General features: G+C 68.1%; 29 protein-coding genes. 11 read left to right on the forward strand and 18 right to left on the reverse strand.

What is annotated here, in order from left to right; all coding sequences use genetic code 11:
* The first annotated feature begins 69 nt into the window (after positions 1-69).
* Both B9N97_RS34190 and B9N97_RS34195 read left to right on the forward strand, forming a co-directional pair.
* A complete protein-coding gene (locus tag B9N97_RS34190; protein WP_085092256.1) occupies positions 70-462 on the forward strand; it encodes a hypothetical protein in 393 nt (130 codons plus the stop codon).
* A gap of 173 nt (positions 463-635) precedes the next feature.
* Complete coding sequence (locus B9N97_RS34195) at positions 636-1,010, forward strand: response regulator (RefSeq protein WP_085092257.1); 375 nt, start codon at positions 636-638, stop codon at positions 1,008-1,010.
* Positions 1,011-1,016: 6 nt separating this feature from the next.
* Here B9N97_RS34195 and B9N97_RS34200 read toward each other — a convergent pair whose 3' ends face one another.
* Positions 1,017-2,219 carry an NnrS family protein gene (locus B9N97_RS34200; RefSeq protein WP_085092258.1) on the reverse strand — a complete coding sequence of 401 codons (1,203 nt, stop codon included), beginning with the start codon at positions 2,217-2,219 and terminating at the stop codon, positions 1,017-1,019.
* Positions 2,220-2,352: 133 nt separating this feature from the next.
* Between B9N97_RS34200 and B9N97_RS34205 the strand changes: the two genes are divergently transcribed.
* The 3 genes from B9N97_RS34205 to B9N97_RS34215 all read left to right on the forward strand — a co-directional run bounded on the left by B9N97_RS34205 (position 2,353) and on the right by B9N97_RS34215 (position 4,451).
* The gene (locus B9N97_RS34205; protein ID WP_085092259.1) at positions 2,353-3,594 is read left to right on the forward strand and encodes a winged helix-turn-helix domain-containing protein; all 1,242 of its coding nucleotides are present in this window, start codon (positions 2,353-2,355) and stop codon (positions 3,592-3,594) included.
* An 80-nt stretch (positions 3,595-3,674) separates the two neighbouring features.
* Positions 3,675-3,920, forward strand: coding sequence for a DUF4160 domain-containing protein (locus B9N97_RS34210; protein ID WP_244561081.1), 246 nt, complete (start codon positions 3,675-3,677; stop codon positions 3,918-3,920).
* Positions 3,921-3,932: 12 nt separating this feature from the next.
* Positions 3,933-4,451, forward strand: a complete 519-nt coding sequence (locus tag B9N97_RS34215) for a DUF2442 domain-containing protein (protein ID WP_085092260.1) — start codon at positions 3,933-3,935, stop codon at positions 4,449-4,451.
* Between the two features lie 10 nt (positions 4,452-4,461).
* Here the strand turns inward: B9N97_RS34215 and B9N97_RS34220 are convergent, their stop codons facing one another.
* Positions 4,462-4,941 carry an Lrp/AsnC family transcriptional regulator gene (locus B9N97_RS34220; RefSeq protein WP_109156215.1) on the reverse strand — a complete coding sequence of 160 codons (480 nt, stop codon included), beginning with the start codon at positions 4,939-4,941 and terminating at the stop codon, positions 4,462-4,464.
* A 150-nt stretch (positions 4,942-5,091) separates the two neighbouring features.
* On the opposite strand from B9N97_RS34220, the gene B9N97_RS34225 reads away from it, so the two are divergent.
* On the forward strand, positions 5,092-5,709 hold the full coding sequence (locus B9N97_RS34225) for a DedA family protein (protein WP_167393474.1): 618 nt from the start codon (positions 5,092-5,094) through the stop codon (positions 5,707-5,709).
* A 110-nt stretch (positions 5,710-5,819) separates the two neighbouring features.
* Positions 5,820-6,506, forward strand: a complete 687-nt coding sequence (locus B9N97_RS34230) for an alpha/beta fold hydrolase (RefSeq protein ID WP_085092262.1) — start codon at positions 5,820-5,822, stop codon at positions 6,504-6,506.
* On the opposite strand, the gene B9N97_RS34235 is transcribed toward B9N97_RS34230, so the two are convergent.
* Complete coding sequence (locus B9N97_RS34235) at positions 6,499-7,236, reverse strand: AraC family transcriptional regulator (RefSeq protein WP_085092263.1); 738 nt, start codon at positions 7,234-7,236, stop codon at positions 6,499-6,501. The two genes, B9N97_RS34230 and B9N97_RS34235, sit on opposite strands and share 8 nt — an antisense overlap.
* 348 nt (positions 7,237-7,584) lie before the next feature.
* Between B9N97_RS34235 and B9N97_RS34240 the strand changes: the two genes are divergently transcribed.
* Positions 7,585-9,093 carry an acetyl-CoA hydrolase/transferase family protein gene (locus B9N97_RS34240; RefSeq protein WP_085092264.1) on the forward strand — a complete coding sequence of 503 codons (1,509 nt, stop codon included), beginning with the start codon at positions 7,585-7,587 and terminating at the stop codon, positions 9,091-9,093.
* A gap of 60 nt (positions 9,094-9,153) precedes the next feature.
* Here B9N97_RS34240 and B9N97_RS34245 read toward each other — a convergent pair whose 3' ends face one another.
* From B9N97_RS34245 to B9N97_RS34310, 14 genes are all read right to left on the reverse strand, one after another.
* Positions 9,154-9,339 carry a hypothetical protein gene (locus B9N97_RS34245; protein ID WP_085092265.1) on the reverse strand — a complete coding sequence of 62 codons (186 nt, stop codon included), beginning with the start codon at positions 9,337-9,339 and terminating at the stop codon, positions 9,154-9,156.
* A gap of 141 nt (positions 9,340-9,480) precedes the next feature.
* Positions 9,481-9,843: a type II toxin-antitoxin system PemK/MazF family toxin gene (locus tag B9N97_RS34250; RefSeq protein ID WP_085092266.1), complete on the reverse strand. Its 363-nt coding sequence runs from the start codon at positions 9,841-9,843 to the stop codon at positions 9,481-9,483.
* Positions 9,840-10,073 (reverse strand): DUF2281 domain-containing protein, encoded by a 234-nt coding sequence (locus B9N97_RS34255; protein ID WP_085092267.1) that lies wholly within the window; start codon positions 10,071-10,073, stop codon positions 9,840-9,842. The genes B9N97_RS34250 and B9N97_RS34255 overlap by 4 nt, the downstream gene beginning before the upstream one ends.
* Positions 10,074-10,166: 93 nt before the next feature.
* Positions 10,167-10,886 carry an endonuclease III domain-containing protein gene (locus B9N97_RS34260; RefSeq protein WP_085092268.1) on the reverse strand — a complete coding sequence of 240 codons (720 nt, stop codon included), beginning with the start codon at positions 10,884-10,886 and terminating at the stop codon, positions 10,167-10,169.
* Between the two features lie 56 nt (positions 10,887-10,942).
* On the reverse strand, positions 10,943-12,772 hold the full coding sequence (locus B9N97_RS34265) for an ATP-binding response regulator (protein ID WP_085092269.1): 1,830 nt from the start codon (positions 12,770-12,772) through the stop codon (positions 10,943-10,945).
* A gap of 3 nt (positions 12,773-12,775) precedes the next feature.
* Complete coding sequence (nosP, locus tag B9N97_RS34270) at positions 12,776-13,936, reverse strand: nitric oxide-sensing protein NosP (RefSeq protein ID WP_244561082.1); 1,161 nt, start codon at positions 13,934-13,936, stop codon at positions 12,776-12,778.
* 183 nt (positions 13,937-14,119) lie between these two features.
* On the reverse strand, positions 14,120-14,512 hold the full coding sequence (locus B9N97_RS34275) for a DUF779 domain-containing protein (RefSeq protein WP_085092270.1): 393 nt from the start codon (positions 14,510-14,512) through the stop codon (positions 14,120-14,122).
* Between the two features lie 92 nt (positions 14,513-14,604).
* Positions 14,605-16,125 (reverse strand): aldehyde dehydrogenase, encoded by a 1,521-nt coding sequence (gene adh, locus B9N97_RS34280; protein WP_085092271.1) that lies wholly within the window; start codon positions 16,123-16,125, stop codon positions 14,605-14,607.
* A 168-nt stretch (positions 16,126-16,293) separates the two neighbouring features.
* The gene (locus B9N97_RS34285) at positions 16,294-17,307 is read right to left on the reverse strand and encodes a formate dehydrogenase subunit gamma (RefSeq protein ID WP_244561083.1); all 1,014 of its coding nucleotides are present in this window, start codon (positions 17,305-17,307) and stop codon (positions 16,294-16,296) included.
* A gap of 162 nt (positions 17,308-17,469) precedes the next feature.
* Positions 17,470-18,105 carry a formate dehydrogenase FDH3 subunit beta gene (gene fdh3B / locus B9N97_RS34290; RefSeq protein WP_085092272.1) on the reverse strand — a complete coding sequence of 212 codons (636 nt, stop codon included), beginning with the start codon at positions 18,103-18,105 and terminating at the stop codon, positions 17,470-17,472.
* 20 nt (positions 18,106-18,125) lie between these two features.
* Positions 18,126-21,038 (reverse strand): formate dehydrogenase subunit alpha, encoded by a 2,913-nt coding sequence (locus B9N97_RS34295; protein ID WP_085092273.1) that lies wholly within the window; start codon positions 21,036-21,038, stop codon positions 18,126-18,128.
* A gap of 19 nt (positions 21,039-21,057) precedes the next feature.
* Entirely contained in the window at positions 21,058-21,267 is a 210-nt protein-coding gene (locus B9N97_RS34300; RefSeq protein ID WP_085092274.1) for a hypothetical protein, read from the reverse strand.
* On the reverse strand, positions 21,264-21,872 hold the full coding sequence (locus tag B9N97_RS34305) for a TorD/DmsD family molecular chaperone (RefSeq protein ID WP_085092275.1): 609 nt from the start codon (positions 21,870-21,872) through the stop codon (positions 21,264-21,266). Before B9N97_RS34305 ends, B9N97_RS34300 begins: the two co-directional genes overlap by 4 nt.
* Before the next feature lie 141 nt (positions 21,873-22,013).
* Positions 22,014-22,202, reverse strand: a complete 189-nt coding sequence (locus B9N97_RS34310; protein WP_085092380.1) for a hypothetical protein — start codon at positions 22,200-22,202, stop codon at positions 22,014-22,016.
* Between the two features lie 185 nt (positions 22,203-22,387).
* Here B9N97_RS34310 and nadA point away from each other — a divergent pair, with 185 nt between their 5' ends.
* The 3 genes from nadA (at position 22,388) to nadC (ending at position 26,047) form a co-directional block, all read left to right on the forward strand.
* Positions 22,388-23,398, forward strand: coding sequence for a quinolinate synthase NadA (nadA, locus tag B9N97_RS34315; RefSeq protein WP_085092276.1), 1,011 nt, complete (start codon positions 22,388-22,390; stop codon positions 23,396-23,398).
* 181 nt (positions 23,399-23,579) lie between these two features.
* A complete protein-coding gene (locus B9N97_RS34320; protein ID WP_085092277.1) occupies positions 23,580-25,229 on the forward strand; it encodes an L-aspartate oxidase in 1,650 nt (549 codons plus the stop codon).
* On the forward strand, positions 25,214-26,047 hold the full coding sequence (gene nadC, locus B9N97_RS34325; RefSeq protein WP_085092278.1) for a carboxylating nicotinate-nucleotide diphosphorylase: 834 nt from the start codon (positions 25,214-25,216) through the stop codon (positions 26,045-26,047). Before B9N97_RS34320 ends, nadC begins: the two co-directional genes overlap by 16 nt.
* 65 nt (positions 26,048-26,112) lie before the next feature.
* Here nadC and B9N97_RS34330 read toward each other — a convergent pair whose 3' ends face one another.
* Entirely contained in the window at positions 26,113-26,667 is a 555-nt protein-coding gene (locus B9N97_RS34330) for a carbonic anhydrase (RefSeq protein WP_085092279.1), read from the reverse strand.
* Positions 26,668-26,921 lie beyond the last annotated feature (254 nt).

Below are 26,921 nucleotides of genomic sequence, written 5' to 3' on the forward strand. Positions count from 1 at the left end.
GACAGGTCCGCCGGGCACAAAAGTCTCCCTGATGCGTTGTCCCTTCAGGACCATGACCAGAGAGGCGAAATGACCGACCTTGCGGACGATCTCGAACAACGGACCGACTTGCGGACCGGCTTGCGGGCCGACCGGGTACGCCCGGCGGTGCGCAACGCGATGACCGAGGCCGGCTTCACGCCGATGGATCTCGGCGACGGCTGCCGGGCCTGGTACCGCCGGTCCGACGACGGCACCCATGCGTTGATTTCGCACAACAATGCGCTGGACGGCGACCCGACGGTCAAGGATTGGATCGTCGGCCAATATGGCGAGCGCGGCGGCTTCGTCGAGGTCGGCGGCCTGCCGCTGTTCCGGGCACTGGAAGGGGCCGATACCCTGCCGTCGCCGGTGCGGCCGGACGGATCGCTGGTAGAGGCGCTCTATCCGTCCCTCCAACAGGCGCTCGATGATCTGGGGTGATAGTCAAGCCATAGCTCGCGGATGGCCCAATGGGCGATGACCAAGGTCGGAGTGGACAAACGGACGGCTGAACGGAAAAGCTCACGCCGGTTGCCGTATGGGATCACGATCCCCATCTGACGGCCGACCGCCGCCCAAAGCCATCGCCCCGACCAGCAGCGAGCCGATTGTCCATGGAAGCCGACCGATCGAAGCCTTTGCGCATCCTGCTCGTCGAGGACGAGCCGCTGGTGGCCATGGCCATCGAGGATTCGCTGGAAGTCCAGAATGTCGGCGTCGTCGGCCCCGCCGGCACGGTGGCGGAGGCGCTGGAACTGATCGCCAAGGGCGGCATCGACGCCGCCCTGCTGGACGTCACCCTGCGCGGGGAGCGCGTCGACAGCGTCGCCGACGCGCTGAGCGCCCGGGGCATCCCCTTCGTCTTCACCACCGGCCATGGCGCCGCCGGCCTGCCGCAGAGCCATCAGGACCGCCCCGTCCTGACCAAGCCCTTCCGCGAGGTCGAGATGACCGACGCCATCGACCGCTACTTCCGCGGCGCGGCCTGACTTCAATCAGCCCGGCCGCCCATCGACCCGCGGCGACAGCAGGACCGGGGCATAGGCGACGAGGTACAGGGCGAAGGCGGCGACCCAGGCATAGCCCGACCATTGCAGCGCCGCCCAGACCCACTCCACCGGCAGAATCGGCGAGGCGGTACGGGCGACCGCCGCGACCGTCAGCAGCACATAGGCGGCGACCGTCAGCCGCGACACCACCAGCGGCCGGCCGGTGTGGCCGAGCGAGGCGCGGCTCATCACCGCCAGGATCAGGGTGGCGAAGGCGCCGACCGTCATCGCATGGGTCCCCGCCGCCGCCGGCAGCCCGACCAAGGCATGCAGCGCGCGCAAGCTCAACGCCACCGGCACCCACAGATACCCCACATGCAGGATCCACAGGATCGGCGAGCGCCAGGCCTTCCAGCCCTGCCAGCCGGCCAGCCGCACCGCGTGGGCCACCGCGGCGGCGAGCGCGATCAGCCCGGTGACCACGGAGTCCGGCGCCACCATCGCCGCCGGGATCAGCGCCAGCGTCAGCACCAGAACCGGCCGCTCCACCATCGGCCAGGACCGCACGCCCAGCCCCGCCTTGCCCAGCCCGTTACGGGTGAAGGCCGGCAGGATGCGCCCGCCGATCACCGTCACCATCATCAGCACGACGCCCAGCCCCAGCGCGAAGCCGGCATCCGCCCCGCCGTCCAGCAGCTCCAGCCAGTCCAGATGGATCAGCAGGTTGGCCGCCGTCAGCAGCCCGATCAGGATCAGGAAGGCGCTGTTCCGCCACTTGCCCGCCGCCACCAGCGGCCGGGCGAGCGCCAGCCCCAGCCCCGGCAGGAAGGCGATGTCGATCACCGCCGCCACCGGCTCCGGCATGCCGGTCCACGGGAAGATCGCGACGCGGCCGGCGATCCACAGCGCGGCGAGCGCCATCAGCGGTGCGCCGGCCACCGCCTTGGTTCCGGTCCAGCTCGGAACCGCGGTCAGCAGGAAACCGGCGACGGCGGCCACCACCGTGCCGAACAGCATCTCGTGCGCATGCCAGGCGCTGGCGCCGACCGCATGCTCCGGCCACTCCCCGGTCACCAGCACGCCCAGCCAGGCGCCGAGCAGCCCGACGGCGGCGATACCGCTGAACAGGAAGAAGAAGCGGAAGCCATATTGGAACAGGATCGGGATGGCGGGGCCGTCGTCGCGGCCGGCAAGACTGGGGGAGGACATGAAGGGGGACTCCGCAAAACGGGTGCTGCAGTGCAGGATTGACCGTCAGCCTGCGCCCGCCACCCCCACGCCGCCTTGACGAAAATCAAACGCATTCGCAAGCTGCTCCCCCGCTTCCTTTCCTTCCAGGTCCATGCCCCGTCCCGACAGCCTATCCCTGCGCGAGGCCCGCCGCGTCGCCATCGCGGCCCAAGGCTTCCCCAATGGCTTCCCCAACACGCCCCCCGACGCCGATCCTGTCGAGGCCCGCCACGCCCGGCGCCTGATCGGCCGGCTGGGGCTGGTTCAGATCGATTCCGTCAATGTGCTGGTGCGCTCGCATTACCTGCCGCTGTTCTCGCGTCTGGGGCCGTACGAGGCGGCGCTGCTCGACCGGCTGGCCTATGGCGGCAAGCGGCGGTCGCTGTTCGAATACTGGGGCCACGAGGCGTCGCTGATCCCGGTGGAGCAGCAGCCGCTGTTCCGCTGGCGCATGGCGCGGGCAGAACGTGGCGAGGGCATCTATGGCGAGCTGGCGCGCTTCGCCGCCGAACGCCGCCCCTACATCGACTCCGTGCTGGCCGAGGTGGCGGCGCGCGGGCCGCTGGGCGCGTCGGAACTCAGCGAGGCCGGACGCGGCGCTGGCGGCTGGTGGGGGTGGAGCGACGGCAAGCGGGCGGTGGAGTTCCTGTTCTGGGCCGGTCTGGTCACCACCGCCGGCCGCCGCGGCTTCGAGCGGCTCTATGACCTGCCGGAGCGGGTGCTGCCATCCGCCGTCCTGGACACCCCCACCCCGGAGGAGGCCGAGGCCCAGCGCGCCCTTCTGCGCATCGCCGCCCGCGCCCATGGCGTGGCGACCGAGCGCGACCTGCGCGACTATCACCGGCTGGAGGTCGCCGACGCCCGCCTGCGCATCGCCGAGTTGGTGGAGGCCGGCGACCTGATCCCGGTGACGGTGGAGGGCTGGGAGCGCACCGCCTACGTCACCCCCGACCTGCGCATCCCCCGCAAGGCCCCGGCCCGCGCCCTGCTCTCCCCCTTCGATTCGCTGATCTGGGAGCGGCAGCGCACCGAACGGCTGTTCGGCGCCCGCATCCGGCTGGAGATCTACACCCCCGCCCATAAGCGGGAACACGGCTATTATGTCCTGCCCTTCCTGATGGACGAGCGCATCGCCGCCCGCGTCGACCTGAAGTCCGACCGCAAGGCGTCCAACCTGCTGGTCCAGGCCGCCCACACCGAACCCCACGCCAGCCACGAAACCGTCGCCGCGCACCTGGCGGCGGAACTGCGCCGTCTGTCCGGCTGGTTGGGACTGGAGCGGGTGACGATGACCGGCGGCGGCGATTTGGCGCCGGCCTTGGCGACGGAGTTGCAACAGGCAGGCGCCGGGTAGCGGCGGAACCGCTATCCACAAATTTTGAGTTATCGAACCAACAAAATTTGTGGTATGCTGGTTTGCCGATGACGAGGGCCATGATGGGCAAACTGGCGAACTTCGGAAATCTGCGGGTGGTCATCCAGGGACGTGATCACAACCCACCCCACTTCCACGTCAAAGGCCCCGACATCAACGCCTTGGTCGGCATTGATCCCGTCACGGTCATCCGGGGAAAGCTGCCGTCCGTCCTGTGGCCCGAAATCAGGGACTGGGCCATCGCCCACCGTAGCGAACTGATCGCCGCCTGGAACACTCTCAATCCCCACATCCCCACTGCCTGAAGGGAGATCCCAATGTCCGAAGGCTTCGTCATCGGCACCGATCCCCGCCCCGTTCCGCTGATCGCCGCGGTCGAGGCCGGCCCCGGAACCATCCTGACCGTCGATTGGGTGGGCGGAGGCGGGGTGAAGGTCGATCTGGCCGGCTGGATCGCCCTGCATCGGATCGAGGCCCTGCGCGTTCCCACCATCTTCGCCAAACCCGAGGTCGGCGAGGATGGCGACACCGTCCAATGGGCTGGAGATGAGGATCTGTGCATCGACAGCGTGCATCTGGAACTACTGGCCGAACAGCAAGCCGCCTTCGGTGCAGCCGAACTGGCCGAGTGGCAGAACCGCCATGGTTTGGCGAACCAGGAAGCGGCCGACCTCTTTGCGCTGCACGTCAATACCTGGGCCAACTATCGCAACGGCTCCAGTCCGGTGCCACGGGCACTGGCGATCGCCTGCCGGGCCATCGACCGTGACCCCCTGCCGATGGCCGCCTTCCTGCGCCCCCGCCGCTCCGGCCGGCCGACGGCAGCTGCCGAATGAAGTCGCTCGCTCACTCCAGATGATCCAGCGGCAGCCGGGTCTCGAACTTGACCTCCTTCAGGGTGACGCTCGATTTGACGTGCGACACTGCGGGGATGGAGAAGATGCGTTCGCTGAGGAAGCGGCCGTAATCCTCCGTCGTCGGCACGACGATGCGCAGCAGGTAATCGGCATCGCCGGTGACGGCGAAGCATTCCAGCACCTCCGGCATGTCGGCGATGGCGGTCTCGAACTGTTCGACCGCATTCTCCTTGTGGCGTTCCAGCGTGACATGGGCGAAGACGCATTCGCCCAGCCCCAGCTTGCGCGGGTCGAGCTGCACCGTGTAGCGGCGGATGACGCCGATGTCCTCCATCGACCGCACCCGGCGCCAGCAGGGCGAGGCCGACAGCCCGACCGTATCGCCCAGCTCCTGCATGGTCAGACGGGCGTTCTCCTGCAGGGCCGCCAGGATGCCCTTCTCATGCCGGTCGAGCTTGATCGCCGCCATCTGCGCCTTCCCCCTCCTCCGCCCATCCAATCGTTACACCTGCAAACATAAGCAGAGCCGGCGGCCGGTGCGAGCCCTTCCATGCAACCAATCCCACCCCCCGGTGTTGGTCCGACGGTGGGCGTGGGCGTCAAACGTGGGAGAACGGACGTGTTCGATTGGATCGTCAACATGGTGGAGCAGACCGGTTATGTCGGCGTCGCTCTGCTGATGTTCGCGGAGAACCTGTTCCCACCCATCCCGTCGGAGCTGATCCTGCCGCTGGCCGGCTTCACCGCCGCGCGCGGCGAGCTGGGGCTGGTGATGGTCATCGTCTCGGGCACGGGCGGCGCCGTGCTGGGGGCGCTGTTTTGGTATCTGATCGGCCGCGGGGTCGGCTGCCGCCGGCTGAAGCGCTGGGCCGGGCGGCATGGCCGCTGGCTGACCATCGCGCCGGAGGAGGTCGATCAGGCCGCCACCCGCTTCCGCGAGCATGGCGGCCGGTCGGTGCTGATCGGCCGGATGATCCCGGCGGTGCGCACGCTGATCTCGATTCCCGCCGGGGTGTCGGAGATGGCGCTGGCCCCCTTCCTGCTCTACACCACCGTCGGCACGGCGATCTGGACGACCTTCCTCGCCACCGCCGGCTATCTGCTGGAGGACCGCTATCAGCAGGTCGCCGGCTGGCTGAACCCGGTGTCCAACATCGTCGCCGCCGGGATCGCGCTCTGGTACGTGTATCGCGTCGCCACTTTCGGCCGGCGGACGAGCGGACAGCCGGCGGAATAACCGGCAAGTCCTTTTCCACCCTGAGAAAAAGCTCCCCGCCCCGGCTGGACGGCCGCGCCGCCGGCATGCTCTGACTGGCTGATCCGACCGCCAGCGGGAGCGCCCTTCTCATGAGTTCCACCCCCACCATCATCCTCGTGCATGGCGCCTTCGCCGACGGCTCCTCCTGGGGCCGGGTGATCCCCCGCCTGCAGGCGGAAGGGTTCGCGGCGGTCGCGGTGCAGAACCCGCTGGTCTCGCTCGACGACGACGTCGCCCATGTCCAGCGCGCCATCGACCGGACCAAGGGGCCGGTGGTGCTGGTCGGCCATTCCTGGGGCGGCGCCGTCATCACCCAGATCGGCGACCAGGAGCGGGTGAAATCGCTGGTCTACGTCGCCGCCTTCGCCCCCGACGCCGGGCAGTCGCCGAACGACACGCTGAAGTCCTTCCCGCCATCGGCCGGCCTGTCCGGCGTGTCGGTGGACAAGGACCGTTTCCTGACCCTGAAACCGGAGGGCATGGCCCGCAATTTCGCCCAGGATCTGCCGGCCGAGGATGCAGCCCTGCTGGCCGCGACGCAGGGGCCGGTGGCGGCGGCCTGCTTCGCGACGAAGGTGAGCGCCGCCGCCTGGAAGACCAGGCCTGCCTGGTATGTCGTCGCCACCAACGACCGCATGCTGCCGCCCGACTTCCTGCGCGCCACCGCGTCGCGCATCGGCGCCCGGACGGTGGAGGTCGAAAGCGGCCACGCTCCCCACCTGTCGCGCCCGGACGCGGTGGCGGCGGTGATCGTCGAAGCAGCCCGCTCTATCTAGGTTTCCGCACCGCCCCCGGCGTGGTGCCGCGGCGGCGGCGCAGGCTGCGGGTCAGGGCGCTCTGGTCGGAGAAGCCCACCGCCAGCGCCACCTCGGCCAGCGGCAGCTGCCCTTCCCGCAGCAATGCCTCCGCCCGGTCCAGCCGCAGACTTGCCAGCATGGCGGCGGGGGTGTTCCCAGTGCGGGCACGGAAGCGTTCATGGAACCGGCTGGGCGCCAGACCGGCCGCCTCGGCCAATTCCGCCACCGTCAGCGGCTCGGCACAGCGCTCCGCCATCAGGGCGAGGGCGCGGTCAATGGGATCGCTCGATACGGGCGGCGGCTGCCGGGCCTCCAGGGCGCGCAGCAGCAGCCCCGCCGAATGATGGGCCAGCACCGGGTCGAGCGGCCGGTCGGCCGCCTCCGCCGCCAAGTAACGCACCAGCCCGTCCAGCGCACCGTCGATGGCGAAGAAGGCGTCGCAGGCGCGCACCGCCGCCTCCGGCATCAGCCCGGCGGCCGGCACGTCCAGCACGACGAAGCGGTTGGTCCCGCCGCTGCGGAAGCTGTGCGGCACGCCGTCGGCCACCAGCACCCCGCGCCCGTCGCCCACCCGCCCGCAGGCACCGCCGACCTCCATGTCGAGGGTCCCGGCGACGGGCAGCACGATCTGGTGATGGTCATGGGCGTGCCGCCGTTCATGCCCGTCGTAACTGCGGGTGCTGACGGTCGGCCGATGCGGGGACGCCACGCCGGCGGACTCCTGCGGTTGGATCGACGGGCCGATGCTACGCCCTCCTCCCCGGCGCGTACAGACACAGCTGCGCACAGGTACAGGACCGGCCGATGCCCACAAATACCAGAAAGCGAAACTGAGTTTCAGCAAATCAGCCCGACACAGTTTCAAGTCAACGTCCGCACAGCGCACCGAACAGCCGATATTCGCCCACCCATTCACTTGAGCGTTGCCTGATATTCCGGACGAACAATTGCGGCGACGGACAGCGCCTCCTTATGAGTATTTTCAAACAAGAAAGACGACCGCCAAGGTACGGATCGTTCGCCATTCGCCAAAAAGCACTCATAAAAGGAACGCCCGATGTACCGAGATCGCATCCGCCTGAAATCCCTGTGGGGCAAGGTGGTTCCGGCGGAAGAAGCCGCCTTCCTCATCAAGGACGGCATGACCGTGGGCATGAGCGGCTTCACCCGCGCCGGCGATGCCAAGGCGGTGCCGCTGGCGCTGGCCGAGCGCGCCGCCTCGGAGAAGCTGAAAATCACGCTGATGACCGGCGCCTCGCTGGGCAACGACGTCGACAAAATCCTGACCGAGGCGGGGGTACTGTCCCGCCGCCTGCCCTTCCAGGCCGACCCGGTGCTGCGCAAGGCGATCAACCGCGGCGAGGTGATGTTCGTCGACCAGCATCTGTCGGAAACGGTGGAACTGCTGCGCTCGCGCCAGATGGGGCCGGTCGACGTCGCGGTGATCGAGGCCTGCGCCATCACCGAAAACGGCGGGATCGTGCCGACCACCTCCATCGGCAACTCGGCGACCTTCGCCATCCTGGCCGAGAAGATCATCATCGAGCTGAACCTGACCCAGCCGCTGGATCTGGAGGGGATGCACGATGTCTACATCCCGACCCGCCGCCCCTTCCGCGAGCCGATCCCGGTGGTGACGGCGGAAAGCCGTGCCGGCCTGCCCTATATCCCGATCGACCCGTCGAAGATCGCCGCCATCGTGGTGACGCGCAAGCAGGACAGTTCCGCCAGCATCCTGCCGCCCGACGACGAGACCAACGCCATCGCCGGCCACCTGATCGAGTTCCTCGGCCGCGAGGTGAAGCAGGGCCGGATGGGCCGCTCGCTGGCCCCGCTGCAGGCCGGCATCGGCACCATCGCCAACGCGGTGCTGCACGGGCTGATCGACGGGCCGTTCCACGACCTGACCATGTACAGCGAGGTGTTGCAGGACAGCACCTTCGAGCTGTTCGACGCCGGCAAGCTGAACTTCGCGTCCGGCTCCTCGATCACGCTCAGCGCCGGCAAATACGCCGAGGTGCTGCCGAAGATCGGCTCCTACAAGGGCCGGCTGCTGCTGCGCCCGCAGGAGATCTCCAACCATCCGGAGGTGATCCGCCGCCTGGGCGTCATCGGCATCAACACGGCGCTGGAGTGCGACATCTACGGCAACGTCAACTCCACCCACGTCAACGGCACGCAGATGATGAACGGCATCGGCGGCTCCGGCGACTTCGCCCGCAACAGCCACCTCGCCATCTTCGTCACCAAGTCGCTGGCCAAGGGCGGCGCCATCTCCAGCGTCGTGCCGATGGTCACCCATGTCGACCACAACGAGCATGACGTCGACGTTCTGGTGACGGAGGTCGGGCTGGCCGACCTGCGCGGTCTGGCACCGCGCGAGCGGGCGGAGACCATCATCCGCAACTGCGTCCATCCCAGCTACCGCGAGCTGGCGGCCGACTATCAGCGCCGGGCCTTGCAGCGCGGCGGCCACACCCCGCATTTGCTGGAGGAGGCCTTCGCCTGGCACACCCGCTTCCAGCAGACCGGCAGCATGATGCCGAAGCCGCTGGCCGCCGAATAGGGCCCCTCAAAAACGGGCGGGCCGCGGAATGCCGCGGCCCGTTCCCGTTACCAGTACTGGTCAGATATGCTGCCCGCCATTGCGCTCCAAGTAGAGAAGCAAGGCGGGATAATAGTGCTTGCGCTCGGACGAAATCTTCTCGCAGAAACGCCGGGCGGCACCGCTTTTGAGCCAATCCTCAAGCTGACCGTTCTGGCGTTTTTCCGCGACAATGGCATCGATCGCGTCCAGAATCTTGTGTATCACCTCAGGCCTCGTCTTATAAAGATCGGAGCGGCGTCTTCGTCGCCCTCACAATCTTATATGCGCTCTGCCGATGGTGATTGGCCGTGCATTCTGGGAATGGCTGCGTGTTGCAATGCACAAAACGAATGGAGGAGGATGCCATCAGTCCGGAGATTTCGGCGCATCGATCAACCATGCGGCAAGTCGATGGCGTAAGCGAACCAATCGCTCAGCGCCAATCTGTCCAATCCGACCGCTCAACAGCGCTCCATCGATCACAGCGAGCCGACCCAACCGCATTACGCTGGTCACCTTCAAGCCTGTGTCATTAAAATCGGCATCTTCGGGAGTGAGAATTTCATCAAGATCGGGTTCAGCTTGCCGGACCTGTGATGAAACCATGCAGACAAGCCAATCATCGAACTGGGACGATGCCTGTCGGATCAGCAATACCGGCCGCAGCTTGCTCCCGTTCAGATCCGTGAACGGGAAAGGCACCAACGCAATCTGACCAGCCCGTTTCATCGCCAGACTTCCCGCAGATCACCACGGCTGTAGGTAACGGGATCGTCTTCCATCCCCCGCATTGCCTGCTCCATGCTGAACTCGGCGAATTCATTTCCGGACCATTCGTCCCTTCCTGCATCCTTGGAAGCAGCGAAGCGGGCAGCCAGGAACTCGACGAAATCGAAAACTTCGGCCTGCTTGTCTTCGGGCAAAGCCTGCAGCTTCTTGATCAGCTCAGCGTAGCCCATGACACCCTCTCTTTCGGCAACATGTACCCGACGACGGTACAATATAGCAGGATCAGGTCAATCCGGTATCCCCACCGGCCGGCCGTCCCACCCTCACGCCCTCTCCCGCTCCTCCTCCGACGGGCGCAAGGCTTGCCCAGTGGGACACAGGCGCAGCAGCACGCAACGGTCGCAGGCCGGCGCCTGATAATAGCAGCAGCGCTGGCCGTGCAGCATCATGACTTCGTGGTTGTCGTAGACCTGTTGGGCGTCCCACTCCGTCGGCAATTGCGCCGACAGCACGGCGTGGGAGGGACCGACGGCGACGTTGGCGGGGATCAGGCCGGTGCGCACGGCGACGCGGTGGTGATGGCTGTCCACCGGCAGCGCTGCCTGTCGCAAGGTGGAGAAACTCAGCACCGCCGCGCTGGTCTTCGGACCCACCCCCGGCAACTCCTCCAGCCACGCGCGGGCCTCGGGCACCGTCATATCGGACAACAGGTCGAGCGACAGGCTGCCGACCCGATCGGTGATGCGGCGCAGGATGGCCTGGATGCGCGGCGCCTTCTGCTCCGGCCAGGTGACGCCGGCGATGGTCGCCTCCACCTCCGCGACCGGGGCGTCGCGCACCGCTTCCCAGCCGGGCCAGCGCCGCCGCAGCGCCTTGAAGGCGGCGCCGGATGCCGCATTCCGGGTGCGGTGCGACAGCAGCGACGACACCAACTCGCTCAGCGGGTCGAGGCTGTGGAAATAGGCGACCGGGCAGCCGTAAACGGTGCACAGCAGCCGGTGGATTTCGAGCGCCTTGTCGCGCAGCGCAGCGGGGTCGGTCATAAAAACCGACAACAGCCGAACCGGTAAGGCGTTACCGGTAAATCATCAGCCTCCGCTCAGCCCACCAGCCCCGACATCACGGCGCGCAGCTGCGCCGGCTTCACCGGCTTGTTCAGCACCAGACAGCCGGCCGCCTTGGCCTCGTCCGCCAGTTCGGGCGTGCGGTTGGCGGTGACGATCACGGCAGGCAGGATGCGGCCGCAGGCGGCGCGCAGCCGCGCCACCTCGTTGACGCCGAGCGCCCCGTCGTCGAGGTGATAGTCGGCGATCAGCAGGTCCGGCGGCTGCGGCATGCCGGACAGCAGCGCCAGCGCCTCGTCGCCGTTGGTGGCCGACACCACGTCGCAGGCCCAGCCGCGCAGCAGCGCCTCCATCCCCGCCACCACCGCCGGCTCATTGTCCAGCACCAGCACGGAGGTGCCGGCCAGCCGGTTCGTCATCGGCCGGGCGGCGATGCTGGCCGGGCGCGCGGCGCGGCGCTCCGTCCCGCGCGGCACGGTGACGGCGAAGACGGACCCTTTGCCCGGCTCCGACCGCACGGTGATCGGGTGGCCCAGCATGCGGGCGACGCGGTCGACGATGGCAAGCCCCAGCCCCATGCCGCGGTCGCGCCCCTTGGTGACCGGGGTGTCGAGCCGGCGGAACTCCTGGAAGATCTCGGTGATCTTGTCGCGCGGGATGCCGGGGCCGTTGTCCCACACCTCGATGCGGATGCCGTCGCCGGCCCGGCGGCAACCGACCACCACCCGGCCGCCCTGGACATAGCGCAGCGCATTGGACAGGAAATTCTGCACGATCCGGCGCAGCAGCCGCATGTCGCTGCGCACCACCGCCCCCGATCCCACCACCTTCAGGTCGATGCCGCGCTCTGCCGCCACCGCGGCATATTCTGTGGCGAGCGGCGCCAGGATGCCGCGCAACGGGAAATCGCTGACCTCCGGCGTCACCGCCCCGGCATCGAGCTTGGAGATGTCCAGCAGCGCCGACAGCAGATCCTCGACCGACGCCAACGCGACGTCGATGTTCTCCACCAGCTCCGCATTGGCGTCCGGCTGTTCCAGGTCGGCCAGCGCCGAGACGAACAGGCGGGCTGCGTTCAACGGTTGCAGCAGGTCGTGGCTGGCGGCGGCGATGAAGCGGGTCTTCGACAGATTGGCCTGATCGGCCTGGGATTTCGCCTGCTGCAACTGGTCGTTCAGCGTCATCAGCGCCGATTTCTCCGCCTGTTCGGATTCGCGCCGCCGCTCCTCCTCATGCTTGATGACGGTGATGTCGGTGTAGACGCCGACGATACCGCCGTCGCGGGTCCGCCGCTCGTTCACCTGGATCCAGCGGCCATCGGACAGGCGATTGAGGAACACGCCCTTCAGGTCGTGGCGGTGCTCCATCCGCTCGCGCAGCCAGACGTCGGGCGGCGGCTCGCTGACCGCGCCGGCGGCGGCGACCATCGCCACCAGATCGTTGAAGCGGATGCCGGCCTGGATGCGGCCCGCCACCGACGGCCAGTAGGACAGGTATTTGCGGTTGCACAGCACCAGCCGGTCGGCCGAGTCGAACAGGGCGAACCCCTCGTTCACCGACTCGATCGCCTCGAACAGGCGGGTGCGCATGGTGTCCGCCAATTCCTTCGCGCGGGCGAGGTCGCGGTTGCTGTCCTCCAGCTTGTGCAGGGCGCGTTCCAGCTCCAGCGTGCGCTCGCGGATCTTCTGCTCCAGCACGATGGCGGTCTGGAACAGCGAGAAGGCGCCGCCCTGGAAATCCATCGACCGCTCGACACGGTCCATCAGCACCTTGTTGATGCGCTGGAGCTTAGCGTTCTCGCGCTCCAGCTCGGCGATGCGGTCGGCGGGATCGAGCGTCCAGCTGCGGGTTTGGATGCCGGCCATGGCTTAGCGCCCTCCGATGGCGACGCCCGTGAAGGTCTGGTTGACGTGCATGCCGTTCACCTGTTCGCCGTAGGCACAGAATCCGACAACCCGGTTGCGCGCCAGCCGTTCCGACATGACGGCATTCAATTGCCGCTGCTCCATCTCCAGCCGGCGCAGGATGCAGTCACAGCCGAGGATGAGGTCGGGCGCGCCAACCTCCTCCTCGATGCCCGCGATCAGCCCGTCGAAGTTGGAGACCGGATCGACCCCCTCCGCCACCGTCAGGACGATGCCCTCGTCGATGGCGCAGAAGAAGGTCAGGCTCTCGTCGTCGTTCACCTTCTGGATCGAGCGGACATGGTACTGGCCGCCGACCCGCACGACGACGGGATGGGCGGCGAAGATCATCGGGGTCAGCGGCTCGCCCTCCAGTCCGACCAGCCGGGCGTACTCGCGGCCGGCCGGCTCGGCATTGATCTCATGGACGATACGGTGCTGCGGGTCGGCGCCGGTGACCACCATCTTGCGGTCGGAGCTGACGAAATGCTGGGTGCGGAAGACGGTAAAGGGCCGGTTGGTGGTGAACAGGGTCACCACGGCGGCATTGGGGTGAAAGGCGCCCTCGTGCAGGACAAAGGTGCGTTCGAAATGCAGGTCGTCGCCGGCCGAGGCGCCGAACAGCGGGATGTCGATCAGCGCATTGTGCAGCGCGCTGACCACCGTCTCCTCGCTCATCGAAAGGCCGTCGATCAGCAGCATGGCGAAGCTGCGGGCATCCTCGCCCAGCGGCACCGGCCGGCTCGCCATCGCCCGGTCGCGGCGCGACAGCAGCGAGCGCGCAATGGCGGTGCTGTCGGCGATCTCGAAACGGTCGACATGGTCGACCAGCGCGGTGACGATGCAGAAATCCTCGCTCGGGAAGCCCACCGCCACCAGGGCGTTGGTGGTGTAGCCGCCGGGACCGATCTCCCCCGCCGTGGTGCAGCCGATGACCGGCACCATGCCGAACTCCCGCGCCAGGGCGTCGGCCAGGGCGTCGCGGTCATAGCTGGGGGCGCAGAACACCACCACCAGTTCCAGCGCCGCCTCGCCCAGCCCGGCGCGCAGCTCCCGTGCCGCCTCGTCGGGCCGTTCGGCATGGGTCACGGCGCGCGGCATGCCGTCGCCGGGCGCGGGTTTCACCGGGCCGTCTGCGGAGGGTCCGTCTGCGGAGATCTCCCGTGTGGACATCGATGCCGCCTGCGCCTCCCTCTCCGTGCGCGGATGCGATCCGGCAAGGGTACTCCAGGGATGGCGGCGGGCAAGACCAATCCGCGGACCGGTGAAGGAGGACATGATGCGGGGAGGCTCCTGAAGATGCTCGGCCTAGATACTCTCTGCCGGCCGCGGATCGGGCAAGCCAGCCAACTCATCGTCGGTGAAAAGACGGGCCTTGGCGGTGAAGCGGACGCCGTCCGGCGCCTCGATCGAAAAGCCGCCGCCGCGCGCCTGGATAACGTCCAGGATGACCTGGGTGTTGCGCCACCATTGGAAAGTGTCGTCGGACATGCAGAAAGGCGTGTCGCCAATCTTGCCGAGGCACAGGTCGCGCCCGCCCAGCCGGAATTCCCCCTTCGGCAGGCAGAGCGGCGCCGTCCCGTCGCAGCAGCCGCCCGACAGATGCAGCATCAGCGGCCCGTGCTTCGCGGCAAGGCGGTCCAGCAGGGCGATGGCTTCGGGGGTGGCGGTAACGCGATCGATCGAGGTGGGGGCGGTCATGGTGGTCCTTTATCACGAAACCACGCGGCGAAAGAAAAAAGGCCGGGGGACGCGCCCCCGGCCCAGGTTTGCCCGATAGGGAGGAGCAGGGCTCAGAAGAAGCCGAGCGCTTTCGGGCTGTAGCTGACCAGCAGGTTCTTGGTCTGCTGGTAGTGGTCGAGCATCATCTTGTGGGTCTCGCGGCCGATGCCGGACTTCTTGTAACCACCGAAGGCGGCGTGCGCCGGGTACAGGTGGTAGCAGTTGGTCCACACGCGGCCGGCCTGGATGCCGCGGCCCATGCGGAAGGCGCGGTTGCCGTCACGGGTCCAGACGCCGGCGCCCAGGCCGAACTCGCTGTCGTTGGCGATGGCCAGCGCCTCTTCCTCGGTCTCGAAGGTCGTCACGGCGACGACCGGGCCGAAGATCTCCTCCTGGAAGATGCGCATCTTGTTGTGGCCTTCCAGGATGGTCGGCTGGACGTAGTAGCCGCCCTCCAGCTCGCCGCCCAGATGGGCACGCCCGCCGCCCGCCAGAACCTTGGCGCCCTCGGCCTTGCCGATCTCGATGTAGGAGAGGATCTTCTCCATCTGCTCCTGCGACGCCTGGGCGCCGATCATGGTGGCGCCGTCCAGCGGGTGGCCCTGGGCGATCTTGGTGACGCGTTCCACCGCCAGCTTGATGAAGCGGTCATAGATCGACTTCTGGATGAGGACGCGGCTCGGGCAGGTGCAGACCTCGCCCTGGTTCAGCGCGAACATCGCGAAGCCTTCCAGCGCCTTGTCGAGGAACTCGTCGTCGGACGCCATCACGTCTTCGAAGAAGATGTTCGGCGACTTGCCGCCCAGCTCGACGGTCGACGGGATGATGTTCTCCGACGCGTACTGCAGGATCAGGCGGCCGGTCGAGGTCTCGCCGGTGAAGGCGATCTTGGAGATGCGCTTGTTGGTGGCGAGCGGCTTGCCGGCCTCGATGCCGAAGCCGTTGACGACGTTGATGACGCCCGGCGGCAGCAGATCGCCGATCATCTCCATCAGGACCATGATCGCCATCGGGGTCTGCTCGGCCGGCTTCAGCACGATGCAGTTGCCGGCGGCCAGCGCCGGGGCCAGCTTCCAGGCGGCCATCAGCAGCGGGAAGTTCCAGGGAATGATCTGGCCGACGACGCCCAGCGGCTCATGGAAGTGGTAGGCGTAGGTGGTGTGGTCGATCTCGGCGATCGAGCCTTCCTGGGCGCGGATGCAGCCGGCATAGTAGCGGAAATGGTCGATGGCGAGCGGCACGTCGGCGGCGCGGGTCTCGCGGATCGGCTTGCCGTTGTCCAGCGTCTCGGCCAGCGCGATGATCTCCAGCCGCTCTTCCATGCGGTCCGCGATCTTCAGCAGGATGTTCGAGCGCTCGGTCGGCGAGGTGCGGCCCCAGGCATCCTTGGCCTTGTGGGCGGCGTCCAGCGCCAGCTCGACGTCGGCGGCCTGGGAACGGGCGACCTCGCACAGCGGCTTGCCGGTAATCGGGGTCAGGTTGGTGAAGTATTGGCCGTCCACCGGCGCAACCCACTGGCCGCCGATAAAGTTGTCGTAGCGGGGGCGGAGCGCGATCTGCTTCTGGAGCGTTTCGAGAGCCTGGTGGAGCATTTGGGCCGTTCCTCTCAGTGTGGCGAACCGGTCAGGTCCCCGGTCCGGCGCGTTTGTCGGGGCCATTCAGCCACTCTGAGAGGCGGAGGGTAAATTGTACTATGGAAGGAGACGGTGCGGGGGTGGGATTGTTCGTATCCCACCCAATGACAGGTGCGCCGGGGCGCCTCACTCCGCCGGCTGGCGCCCTTCGACATAGCCCTTGCGCAGCTGCTCCTGATACCAGCGGCGGTGATGCTCCATCGCCCAGTTCTCGTCGACCTCGCCGCAGCCCATGGCGTCGAAGGCGCCTTCCATGCCGATGGTGCCGATGTAGATGTGACCGATCACCGCAGCGATCAGCGCCGCCGCCAGCAGCCCGTGGATGACATGGATGATCTGCATCCCGCCGATCCCGGTGAAGACGAAGGGCACCATCATCAGATAGCCGGTGGCCGCCAGCGCCATGCCGCCCAGCACGATGCTCCAGAACACCATCTTCTGCCCGGCGTTGAAGCGCCCGGCCTCAGGATGGTGGCCGCCGGCCTTGGACAAGAGGCCGCCGGCCGTCCTGATCCAAATCCAGTCGGCCTTCTCCGGCACATTGTCGCGCAGCCACAGCGCCAGGATCATCACCAGCCCGACGACGAAGGGCACGCTGACGAAATTGTGGATCGACTTCGAATACTCCGCCAGCGGCGTGAAGGCCTGATGGCCGATCAGCGGGATCAGCAGCGGCCGGCCGAAGGTCAGGATCACCCCGGTCAGCGCCATGGTCAGGAAGCTGACCGCCGTCGTCCAATGGGCGAAGCGGTCCGCCCAGTTGAAGCGCAGCACCAGCCGCCCCGCCTTGCCGCCATGGATTCGGATGGTACCGCGATAGAGGAAGAAGGCCGCCAGCACGACGATCATGCCGATGGCCAGCCCGCCGATCGCCAGCCGCAGCGTATGGGTGCGCCACTCCCGCCATTCCCGCCCTTCCGGCTGGACCAGCACCGCCAGCTTCTCGTCCGGAATGCTGACGCGGCCGACCACCTTGTCGTCCTGCGGGACGTAGAGCGGCACCTGCTCCTTGGTGGTCGGCGAACTGGGGCCGGGCACCTGGGTGAGTTGCGCTTGTGCGAAAGTCGGAGCGGCCAGACCAGCAACGGCCATCAGGGCGATCAGCAGCAGGGCGTGCAGGGGGCGCATGGTGGGGCGCATGGGTTGGGTCTCCCGGTTAGGCGACTTCTTTGCTTCACTTGCCCCCACCTAACCTCCCCCGCTGGGCAGGGGAGGGACTGCCGCCACTCTCCCGAACAAGCGCGTGTCCCCTCCCCCGCCCAGCGGGGGAGGGTTTAGGGTGGGGGTATCGTCAGCCGACCCTCACGCCCCTCCCGTCCCCGGCCCGCCGGGCGCGAAGGGGGAGCCGCGGTCGTTGCGGCCGTAGGCGGTGGACCAGCCGGGAGCACCGGAGCCGTAGCCGCGCCGCACCGACCGCTCCTGATAGATGTCGGCCAGGATGGCGCCGTCGCCGGCCATCAGCGCGCGGGTGGAGCACATCTCCGCACAGAGCGGCAGCTTGCCCTCGGCCAGCCGGTTGGCGCCGTATTTCTGGTACTCCTCGACGCTGCCGTCCGGTTCGGGACCGCCGGCGCAGAAGGTGCATTTGTCCATCTTGCCGCGGCTGCCGAAGTCGGTGGTGCGCGGGTATTGCGGCGCGCCGAACGGGCAGGCGTAGAAGCAGTAGCCGCAGCCGATGCACAGGTCCTTGCTGTGCAGAACCACCCCGTCGGCGGTCTGCAGGAAGCAGTCGACCGGGCACACCGCGGCGCAGGGCGGGTCGTTGCAATGCATGCAGGCCATGGAGATCGACCGCTCGCCGGGCTTGCCGTCGTTCAGCGTGACCAGCCGGCGGCGGTTGATGCCCCAGGGCACCTCATGCTCGTTCTTGCAGGCGGTGACGCAGGCGTTGCATTCGATGCAGCGTTCCGAATCGCACAGGAACTTCATCCGGGCCATGTCTGATCAGCTCCCGCACGTCATGCCGGTTCGACCCGGCAGAGGGTGACTTTGGTTTCCTGCATGAAGGTGACGGGGTCGTAGCCGTAGGTCGTCACCCCGTTGGCCGGCTCGCCCAGCACGATCGGGTCGGTGTTGGGCGGGTAGTTGCCGCGCAGACTGTCGCCGCGCCAGAAACCGGAGAAGTGGAAGGGCAGGAACACCGTGCCGCTGCCGACGCGGTCGGTCACCAGCGCCTTGACCTTGGCCTTGCTGCCGTCCTCCGGCCCATGGATCCAGACCCAGGCGCCATCCCTGATGCCCAGCCCTTCGGCGTCCTTGGTGTTGATCTCCGCGAACATCGACTGCTGCAGCTCGGCCAGCCACGGATTCGACCGGGTTTCCTCGCCGCCGCCCTCATACTCGACCAGCCGGCCGGAGGTCAGGATCATCGGGAAGCGCTGGCGCAGGTCGCTGTCCGCCACCTTGAACTGGAGGGAGCGGGCAAGCTGGACCAGACGGAAGTCGCGCCGGTCCTCGATGGCCGGGAAGGCCTTCACCAGATCGGGGCGCGGGGAATAGATCGGCTCGCGATGGATCGGCACCGGGTCGGGCAGGTTCCAGGCGACGGCGCGCGCCTTGGCGTTGCCGTGCGGCACGCAGCCATGCTTCAGCGCCACCCGGATGATGCCCATCGACAGGTCGGTCTGCCAGCTGACATTGTCCACCTCGGCCCCGCCGCCGCCGATGGCCTGGATGACGCGCATCTCGTCGGGCGTCAGATCCTTGTCCCAGCCCAGCTTCCTCAGCACGGCCATGGTGAATTCGGGATAGCCGTCCTCGATCTCCGACCCCTTCGAATAGGAGCCGTCGGCCAGCAGCGAGACGCCGTTGCGCTCCACCCCGAAGCGGGCGCGGAAGACGCCGCCGCCGTCCATCACATGCTTGGAGGTGTCGTAGAGCACCGCCGATCCCGGATGCTTGATCTCCGGATGGCCCCAGACCGGCCAGGGCAGGCCGTAATAATCGCCGGCGCAGGGGCCGGAGGAGGCCCGCATGGTGATCTTGTCGAAATCGGCCTGATGCTTCATGTGCATCTTCAGCCGTTCCGGCGACTGGCCGGTGGCGCCGATCGACAGGCAGCTGCGGTTCATCTCCCGCAGGATGTCCTCCGGCACCGGCCGGGTGTCCTCCACCGTGATGTGCTTGAACATCTGGTCGGCGAAGCCCAGCTTGCGCGCCAGCAGGTACATGATGGTGTAGTCGTCCTTCGATTCGAAGATCGGCTCCACCACCTTCTCCCCCCACTGCATCGAGCGGTTGGAGCAGGTGCGCGACCCGTCGGTCTCGAACTGGGTGCAGGCCGGCAGGATGTAGGTGCCGTTGCGCCGCTCCTTGATCGCCGCGAAGGTGGTCGGGTGCGGATCGGCGATGACCAGCAGGCTCAGCTTCTCCAGCCCCTTCACCATGTCCGGCATGCGGGTGACGGTGTTGCCGCCATGGCCGAAGCACATCATGGCGCGCAAGGGGCTGGGCTGGTCGATGTCGCCCGGCTTGGCCAGCACCGCGTCGAACCAGCGCGTGGTCGGGATGCCCTTGGCCTCCATCAGGTCCTTGGAGGCGAAGCGGCCCTTCAGATAGTCGTACTCGACGTCCCAGGCGCGGGCGAAATGCTTCCACGCCCCTTCCGCCAGTCCGTAATAGGCGGGCAGCGTGCTGACGTCGAGGCCGAAGTCGGTGGCGCCCTGCACGTTGCAGTGGCCGCGATAGATGTTGGCGCCGCCGCCGGCCACGCCGATGTTGCCCAGCGCCAGCTGCAGGATCGACAGGGCGCGGACGTTGGCGGTGCCGACGGTGTGCTGGGTGACGCCCATGCACCAGATCACCGTGCTGGGCTTGTTCTTCGCAATCACCTCCGCCACCCGGCGAACCTGGGCGCCGGGGACGCCGGTCACCCGCTCCACCTCCTCGGGAGTCCATTTCTTCACCTCGGCGCGGATTTCATCCATGCCGTAGACGCGCTGGCGGATGTATTCCTTGTCCTCCCAGCCGTTTTCGAAGATGTGCCACAGCAGGCCCCAGGCGATGGGGATGTCGGTACCGGGGCGGATGCGGACATATTCGGTGGCGTGGGCGGCGGTGCGGGTGAAGCGCGGGTCGATGACGATGAAGGGCGCGCGGTTGTGCTCCTTGCCGCGCAGCATGTGCTGCATCGACACCGGGTGCGCCTCCGCCGGGTTGCCGCCGACGATCAGCAGCGCCTTGGAGTTCTGGATGTCGTTGTAGCTGTTGGTCATGGCGCCGTAGCCCCACGTGTTCGCCACGCCGGCGACTGTGGTGGAATGGCAGATGCGCGCCTGATGGTCGACGTTGTTGGTCCCCCAGAAGGCCGCCAGCTTGCGGTAGAGATAGGCGCCCTCGTTGGAGAACTTCGCCGAGCCCAGCCAGAACACCGCGTCCGGCCCCGACGCCTGCCGGATCTCCATCAACTGGTTGCCGATCTCCTCGATCGCCTGGTCCCAGGCGATGCGCTGCCACACGCCGTCGACCAGCTTCAGCGGGTATTTGACCCGGCGGGTGCCCTTTGTCAGCTCACGCACCGACGCGCCCTTGGCGCAGTGGGTGCCCTGGTTGATCGGGCTTTCCCAGCCCGGCTCCTGCCCGACCCAGACGCCGTTCTGCACCTCGGCGATCACCGTGCAGCCGACGGAGCAGTGGGTGCAGACATTCTTGCGCGTCACCACCTCGATGTTCGGCAGGATGGGACCGGCTTCGGCCTTGCGGATCATCGCGCCCGGCAGCGCGCCGACGGCGGCGATGCCGCCCGCGGCAAGGCCGGAGCGGCGCAGGAAGCCGCGGCGGCTGACGCCCGACTCCAGGCTGTCGGCCAGCGCGGCGACCAGACCGGAGCGCTTGTTGCCTGTCGATTTCGCCGAGCTGCGTTTGACCAGCATGGACACCCTCCGGATCGCCCTACAGGCGGTTCAGCGCGTAGAAGCGCTTGACGTGTTCGGTTTCGCGGTAGCGGGTCTTCACCTGCTCCTGCGGCGATTCCATCGCCTGCGCCTCCTCGCCCGCCGGCAGCACGGCGACCGCGGCGGCACCCGCGGCGCCGAGGCCCAGCGTCTTCAGGATGTCGCGGCGCTGCAGGGGATTGCGCGGGGGTTCTGGCGGCGTCTTCATGCGTCGGCCTCCTCCAGCAGGTCGGTTTGTCTATTGAGGGCTTCCTGTTCGATCTCCAGGAACAGGCGGCCGATGGTGCCGACCGGGCGGTAGAGGCCGGCCGCCTCCGCCCCCTCCAGATCTTGGAAGAAGCGGTCCGCCCAGGGCGTCAGATGGCTGTCCAGCATGTGGCGCTGCACCGCCGGATCGGCCCCCTCGCGGATCAACACCGCCATCACGTCGCAGAGTGCGGCGATGTGGTCCTCCGGCTCCGACACGTCGGGCGCGCGCTCAAGCCCCAGCGCCTGCAGGTCGGCGCGCAGGGCCGACAGCGGCCGGTCGGTCAGGAAGCCCGTGCGGTAGAAGGAGGCATAGGGCACCAGCTCGCCCTGGACGACGCCGATGAACAGCGCGTTGAACTCCCGCTCCGCCGCTTGGGCATCGGTCGCGCGGGCGCGGGCGGCCAGATCGTCGAAGGCGCGGCCGATCGGCGTCGCATCGCCGGCAAGGCCGCCCAGCAGCGCAAGCAGGTCGGCGCCCGGTGGGGCGGCCAGTGTCAGCGCCAGCAGCCGGTAGACGTCGGCGCGCAAACCATCCGCGCCGCTTTCCGGATCATGAACCGTCATCACACTCCCGCAAACCGCTCCGGAATCCTGTTCGAATGCCATCACTGGCCCGAACATGGACAACGCCCGGCAGGACCAAAGGTTGCCTTCGCCGTTCGGGGCAACCCGGTCGGGCTCATCCCTTTTTCCCTGTCTGAGCGATCATTCCTGACGGTCGGCCTGCGGTCGGCCGGAGAAGTTGCGGTGTTCGATCGACGCCTCCTCCCCCACCCGCGCGCCGCTTGAAGCGAAGGTCTCGTCGGCGCTGCGGGCGAACAGGCTCGGCAGGATCGCCCAGGCACCACCGGCCAGGACGAGGATGGCGACGAGCGCGGCGAGGAAGGCTTTCATCGGCTGAACTCCGGACAGCACTGACCGGGGCGAGGCCACGCTGCCGACCTCGCCCACGCCATACACAACGCCGCCCGCGCCGGATTGTTTCCATTCCATCTTTTCCGCCCGATCTTTTCCGCTTGATATGCTCTTATAGAGCACATATGGTTTTACTCAGAACGAGCATAGAGCGGAGCACACCGATGCCCGAGGTCGCCGAACTCGCCTACACCCCCGCCGTCGCTGCGGCGACCGCGCCGATCTACGACCGGATGAAGCGCGTCGTGCCGGCCATCGAATGGCCCTTCCACGCGCCGCTGGTCCACGCCATCAACGAGCTGAAGCGCGAACGCAACGCCGTCATCCTGGCGCACAACTACCAGACGCCGGAGATCTTCCACGGCGTGGCCGACATCGTCGGCGACAGCCTGGCGCTGGCCGCCAAGGCGACGCAAACCGACGCCGACGTCATCGTTCTGGCGGGCGTTCATTTCATGGCGGAGACGGCGAAGCTGCTGAACCCGGCCAAGACGGTGCTGATCCCCAGCCGCAACGCCGGCTGCTCGCTGGCCGACAGCATCACCGCCGCCGACGTGCGGCTCCTGCGCGAGGCGCATCCCGGCGTGCCGGTGGTCGCCTACGTCAACACCTCGGCCGAGGTGAAGGCGGAGGTCGACATCTGCTGCACCTCCGGCAACGCGGTGGAGGTGGTGGAATCGCTGGGCGTCGACCGGGTGATCTTCTTGCCCGACGAATATCTGGCGAAGTACGTCGCGACCCAGACCAAGGTCGAGATCATCGCCTGGAAGGGCCATTGCGAGGTGCATGAGCGCTTCACCGGCGCCGAGATCGAGGATTTCCGCCGCCGTTTCGACCGGCTGACCGTGATCGCCCACCCGGAATGCCCGCCCGACGTGCTGGAGGCCGCCGATTTCGTCGGCTCCACCGCCCGGATGATCGACTTCGTCGGCTCGGAGAAGCCGCCGCGGGTGCTGATGGTCACCGAATGCTCGATGAGCGACAACGTCGCCGCCGCCTCGCCCGAGACGGAGTTCGTGCGCCCCTGCAACCTGTGCCCGCACATGAAGACGGTGACCCTGTCGGGCATCCTGGAGTCGCTGCAGACCCTGGAACCGCGCGTCGAGATCCCCGACGCGCTCGCCGCCCGCGCCCGCCGCTCCGTGGAACGCATGCTGGCGGTGAAGCCGAAGTGAGTGCGTAGAAAAGCCCTCTCCCGCCCCGGGAGAGGGAGGGGACCCGCGCCAAAGGCGCGGGGAGGGTGAGGGGTCATCCAAACATGGATTTCTGATCCTCGCCTCGCCCCTCACCCTTCCCATGCTGCGCATGGGCCCCTTCCCTCTCCCGGGGCGGGAGAGGGAGAGTCAGGAGTCCCCCATGACCTCCAGCACGCCTTACGATGTCCGCGATGCCGAGGTGATCGTCGTCGGTTCCGGCCTTGCCGGCATGACCGCCGCCCTGCAACTGGCCCCGCGCGCCGTCACCCTCATCACCAAGACCGCCGGTTTGCCCGGCGGCTCCAGCCTCTATGCCCAGGGCGGCATCGCCGCCGCCGTCGGCCCAGGCGACCGGCCGGAGGACCATGCCGCCGACACCGTCGCCGCCGGGGCCGGTCTGGTCGACGCCACGATGGCGACCCTGCTGACCCGCGACGGCGCCGCCCTGGTCCGCCGCCTGCTGGAGAACGGCCTGCCCTTCGACCGCGCCGCCGACGGCTCGCCGCTGCTGGGCCGCGAGGCCGCGCATGGCGCCGCCCGCATCGTCCATGCCGGGGGTGACGCCACCGGGCGAACGCTGGTCACCGCCCTGGCCGAGCGCCTGCGCGCCACCCCCTCGGTGCGGGTGGAGACCGACGCCTTCGCCGTCGATCTCGTCCTCCGCAACGGCCGGGTCTGCGGCCTGCTGGCCTGCCATCCGGAGGGTTGGGTGCTGCACCGCGCCCCGCGTGTGATCCTGGCGACCGGCGGCATCGGCGCCACCTTCGCCCGCACCACCAACCCGGCGGAGGCCACCGGCGACGGCCTCGCCATTGCCGCGCGGGCCGGCGCCCGGCTGGCCGACCTGGAGTTCGTGCAGTTCCACCCCACCGCGCTGGCCGTCGATGCCGACCCGGTGCCGCTGCTGACCGAGGCGCTGCGCGGCGCCGGCGCCCTCCTGCTCGACCACGCCGGCCACCGCTTCATGCCCGACGAGCATCCGCTGGCCGAACTGGCGCCGCGCGACGTGGTCGCCCGCGCCATCGGCCGGCGCGTCGCGGCGGGGGAGCCGGTGTTCCTCGACCTGCGCCCGGCGCTGGCTGCCAAGCCGGACGGCTTCCCCACCGTGCTGGCGCTCTGCGCCGAGCATGGGCTGGATCCCTTCGCCGAGCCGATGCCGGTGGCGCCCGCCGCCCACTACCACATGGGCGGGGTGGTGACCGACGCCGACGGGCGCACCAGCCTGGAGGGGTTGTGGGCCTGCGGCGAGGTCGCCTGCACCGGCGTCCACGGCGCCAACCGCCTTGCCAGCAATTCCCTGCTGGAGGCGCTGGTCTTCGGCGCCCGCGTCGCCCGCGACGTGGCGGAGCGCTCCCTGGCGCCGCTGCCGCCCTTCGCCCTGCCCCGCCCGCCGGCGGTCGCCGCCGACGTCAGCCATATCCTGCTCGACGCCATTGGGGCGGAGGCGCGCAGCGCGCTCTATGACGGCGCCGGGCTGGTCCGCGACGGTCTGGGCCTGCTGGCCGCCCGGCGCAAGCTCGACCGACTGGCGGCGGCACTCGACATGCTCCGCTGCGAGGGGGATGACGCCCACGAAGAGGCCAAAGCCCCGCCGGAGATCGTCCGCCAATGGGGCGAGGCGCGCAACCGGCTGCTGGTCGGCCGGCTGGTCGTCCATGCCGCGCTGGCGCGGGAGGAAAGCCGCGGCGCCCATTGCCGCAGCGACCATCCCCTGCCCAATCCGGCCTTCACCCGCCGCACCCTGACCCTCAGCGAACTGGCCGGCACCGCCGGTCCCCTGTCCGGAGACGCCGCATGCTGCATCCTCTGACCGTCGAGCCCATCGTCCGCGCCGCCCTGGTGGAGGATCTGGGCCGGGCCGGCGACATCACCACCGACAGCATCATCCCGGCCGATGCAATGGCGACCGCCCGCATCGCCGCCCGCAAGGACGGCCGCGTCGCCGGGCTGGAGGCGGCACTGATCGCCTTCCGCCTGCTCGATCCGGCCATCTCGGTGACGGTGGAGCGCGCCGACGGCGACGACGTGGCGCCCGGCGGCACCATCGCCAGCCTGACCGGCAAGGCCCGCGCCCTGCTGACGGCGGAGCGCACGGCGCTGAACCTGATGGGCCGGCTGTCCGGCATCGCCACCGCCACCCGTTCCCTGGTCCGCGAGGTGGAAGGCACCAACGCCCGCATCGTCTGCACCCGCAAGACTACCCCCGGCCTGCGCGTTCTGGAAAAGCATGCGGTGAAGCTGGGCGGCGGCTTCAACCACCGCTTCGGGCTGGATGACGCCGTCCTCATCAAGGACAACCACATCGCCGTCGCCGGCGGCGTGCGCCCGGCGGTGGAGCGGGTCCGCGCCGCCATCGGCCACATGGTGAAGGTGGAGGTGGAGGTCGACACGCTCGACCAGCTCGACGAACTGCTGGGCCTGCCGGTCGATGTCGTGCTGCTCGACAATATGGACCCGGAGACGCTGCGCCGCGCCGTGCGGATGGTCGACGGCCGCCTGCTGACCGAGGCGTCGGGCAACGTCACGCTCGCCACCGTCCGCGCCATCGCGGAGACCGGCGTCGACATGATCAGCTGCGGCTGGCTGACCCACAGCGCCCCGAACCTGGATCTGGGGCTGGATATGTGAGGGTGCGGAAATCAAAAAGCCCCTTCTTCCATTGAAAGGAAGAAGGGGCTTTTTTCTGAACCGGCTTACGCCGCCAGCTTCTCGACGTTGCCGTCCAGGCCCATCAGCAGCAGTTCGACCTCGAGGTCCGGGTGGCGTTCCTTGACCATCGCCTTCAGCTTGGTCAGGTACTGGCCATGCACTTCGGCCTCCTTGGCCGGATCGGGCGACAGGTCCATGCCGAGGAAGACCTTGTAGGCGCCGCAGTCGCGGTGATCCATGACGATCACGCGCTTGATGTGATGCAATTCCTTGGCGACCGCGACATGGTCCCAGAAGGCCTCGCCCCAGGCGGGCTTCTTCTCGGTCAGCGCGCCCAGGCTGGCGCCGGCCAGGATGACGTGGTCGTAGTTCGCCTGCATGTTTCGGGCGTTCATGTAGCCGGCGACATGGCCCATCAGGCGATAATCCATGCAGGACAGCAGAAGCGTGTCGACGCTGCCGGCCAGCGCCGGACGGCTCATCATCATCGGCGCCATCAGCGTCACGCCGGCACCCAGCGTCGCCAGCTTCAGGAACCCGCGGCGCGAGCTGTGTTCGCCCTGGCAGCAGCCATGGTGATGACCGGTCGAATGATCCATTGTGCCCTCCCAACACGCCCCGAACCCGTATCGGGGGTTTCACGCGCGATGGTGGCGGATAAGTATTAAAAATTCCAATACACGGGCTTCCACGGTACGGAAAAGCAATAAAAGCATGCGCTGTGGTATTTTTCGGATAGATCGCCCCACAACCGGATTTCATTCCATTTCCGAACGGAAAAAGAAAACGGGCCGCCCCGGTCAGGGGCGGCCCGTTTCCATACATGGATGTTCCTGGTCGTCAGCGTTCGGCC

The sequence above is a fragment of the Azospirillum oryzae genome, from assembly GCF_900177515.1.
GTDB classification, from domain to species: Bacteria; Pseudomonadota; Alphaproteobacteria; order Azospirillales; family Azospirillaceae; genus Azospirillum; species Azospirillum oryzae_A.

Bases quoted from the DNA above. Each gene is read 5' to 3' on its own strand.
- B9N97_RS34220 (WP_109156215.1), bottom strand. From the start codon at position 4,941: ATGGCGGCGATCAAGCTCGACCGGCATGAGAAGGGCATCCTGGCGGCC.
- B9N97_RS34250 (WP_085092266.1), bottom strand. From the start codon at position 9,843: ATGAAACGGGCTGGTCAGATTGCGTTGGTGCCTTTCCCGTTCACGGAT.
- B9N97_RS34230 (WP_085092262.1), top strand. From the start codon at position 5,820: ATGAGTTCCACCCCCACCATCATCCTCGTGCATGGCGCCTTCGCCGAC.
- B9N97_RS34215 (WP_085092260.1), top strand. From the start codon at position 3,933: ATGTCCGAAGGCTTCGTCATCGGCACCGATCCCCGCCCCGTTCCGCTG.
- B9N97_RS34195 (WP_085092257.1), top strand. From the start codon at position 636: ATGGAAGCCGACCGATCGAAGCCTTTGCGCATCCTGCTCGTCGAGGAC.
- B9N97_RS34285 (WP_244561083.1), bottom strand. From the start codon at position 17,307: ATGCGCCCCACCATGCGCCCCCTGCACGCCCTGCTGCTGATCGCCCTG.
- B9N97_RS34275 (WP_085092270.1), bottom strand. From the start codon at position 14,512: ATGACCGCCCCCACCTCGATCGATCGCGTTACCGCCACCCCCGAAGCC.
- B9N97_RS34210 (WP_244561081.1), top strand. From the start codon at position 3,675: ATGATGGGCAAACTGGCGAACTTCGGAAATCTGCGGGTGGTCATCCAG.
- B9N97_RS34190 (WP_085092256.1), top strand. From the start codon at position 70: ATGACCGACCTTGCGGACGATCTCGAACAACGGACCGACTTGCGGACC.
- B9N97_RS34300 (WP_085092274.1), bottom strand. From the start codon at position 21,267: ATGAAGACGCCGCCAGAACCCCCGCGCAATCCCCTGCAGCGCCGCGAC.
- B9N97_RS34255 (WP_085092267.1), bottom strand. From the start codon at position 10,073: ATGGGCTACGCTGAGCTGATCAAGAAGCTGCAGGCTTTGCCCGAAGAC.
- B9N97_RS34320 (WP_085092277.1), top strand. From the start codon at position 23,580: ATGACCTCCAGCACGCCTTACGATGTCCGCGATGCCGAGGTGATCGTC.
- B9N97_RS34260 (WP_085092268.1), bottom strand. From the start codon at position 10,886: ATGACCGACCCCGCTGCGCTGCGCGACAAGGCGCTCGAAATCCACCGG.
- B9N97_RS34295 (WP_085092273.1), bottom strand. From the start codon at position 21,038: ATGCTGGTCAAACGCAGCTCGGCGAAATCGACAGGCAACAAGCGCTCC.
- B9N97_RS34305 (WP_085092275.1), bottom strand. From the start codon at position 21,872: ATGACGGTTCATGATCCGGAAAGCGGCGCGGATGGTTTGCGCGCCGAC.
- B9N97_RS34200 (WP_085092258.1), bottom strand. From the start codon at position 2,219: ATGTCCTCCCCCAGTCTTGCCGGCCGCGACGACGGCCCCGCCATCCCG.
- fdh3B (WP_085092272.1), bottom strand. From the start codon at position 18,105: ATGGCCCGGATGAAGTTCCTGTGCGATTCGGAACGCTGCATCGAATGC.
- B9N97_RS34310 (WP_085092380.1), bottom strand. From the start codon at position 22,202: ATGAAAGCCTTCCTCGCCGCGCTCGTCGCCATCCTCGTCCTGGCCGGT.
- B9N97_RS34240 (WP_085092264.1), top strand. From the start codon at position 7,585: ATGTACCGAGATCGCATCCGCCTGAAATCCCTGTGGGGCAAGGTGGTT.
- B9N97_RS34330 (WP_085092279.1), bottom strand. From the start codon at position 26,667: ATGGATCATTCGACCGGTCATCACCATGGCTGCTGCCAGGGCGAACAC.
- adh (WP_085092271.1), bottom strand. From the start codon at position 16,125: ATGCTCCACCAGGCTCTCGAAACGCTCCAGAAGCAGATCGCGCTCCGC.
- B9N97_RS34205 (WP_085092259.1), top strand. From the start codon at position 2,353: ATGCCCCGTCCCGACAGCCTATCCCTGCGCGAGGCCCGCCGCGTCGCC.
- B9N97_RS34265 (WP_085092269.1), bottom strand. From the start codon at position 12,772: ATGGCCGGCATCCAAACCCGCAGCTGGACGCTCGATCCCGCCGACCGC.
- nadA (WP_085092276.1), top strand. From the start codon at position 22,388: ATGCCCGAGGTCGCCGAACTCGCCTACACCCCCGCCGTCGCTGCGGCG.
- nadC (WP_085092278.1), top strand. From the start codon at position 25,214: ATGCTGCATCCTCTGACCGTCGAGCCCATCGTCCGCGCCGCCCTGGTG.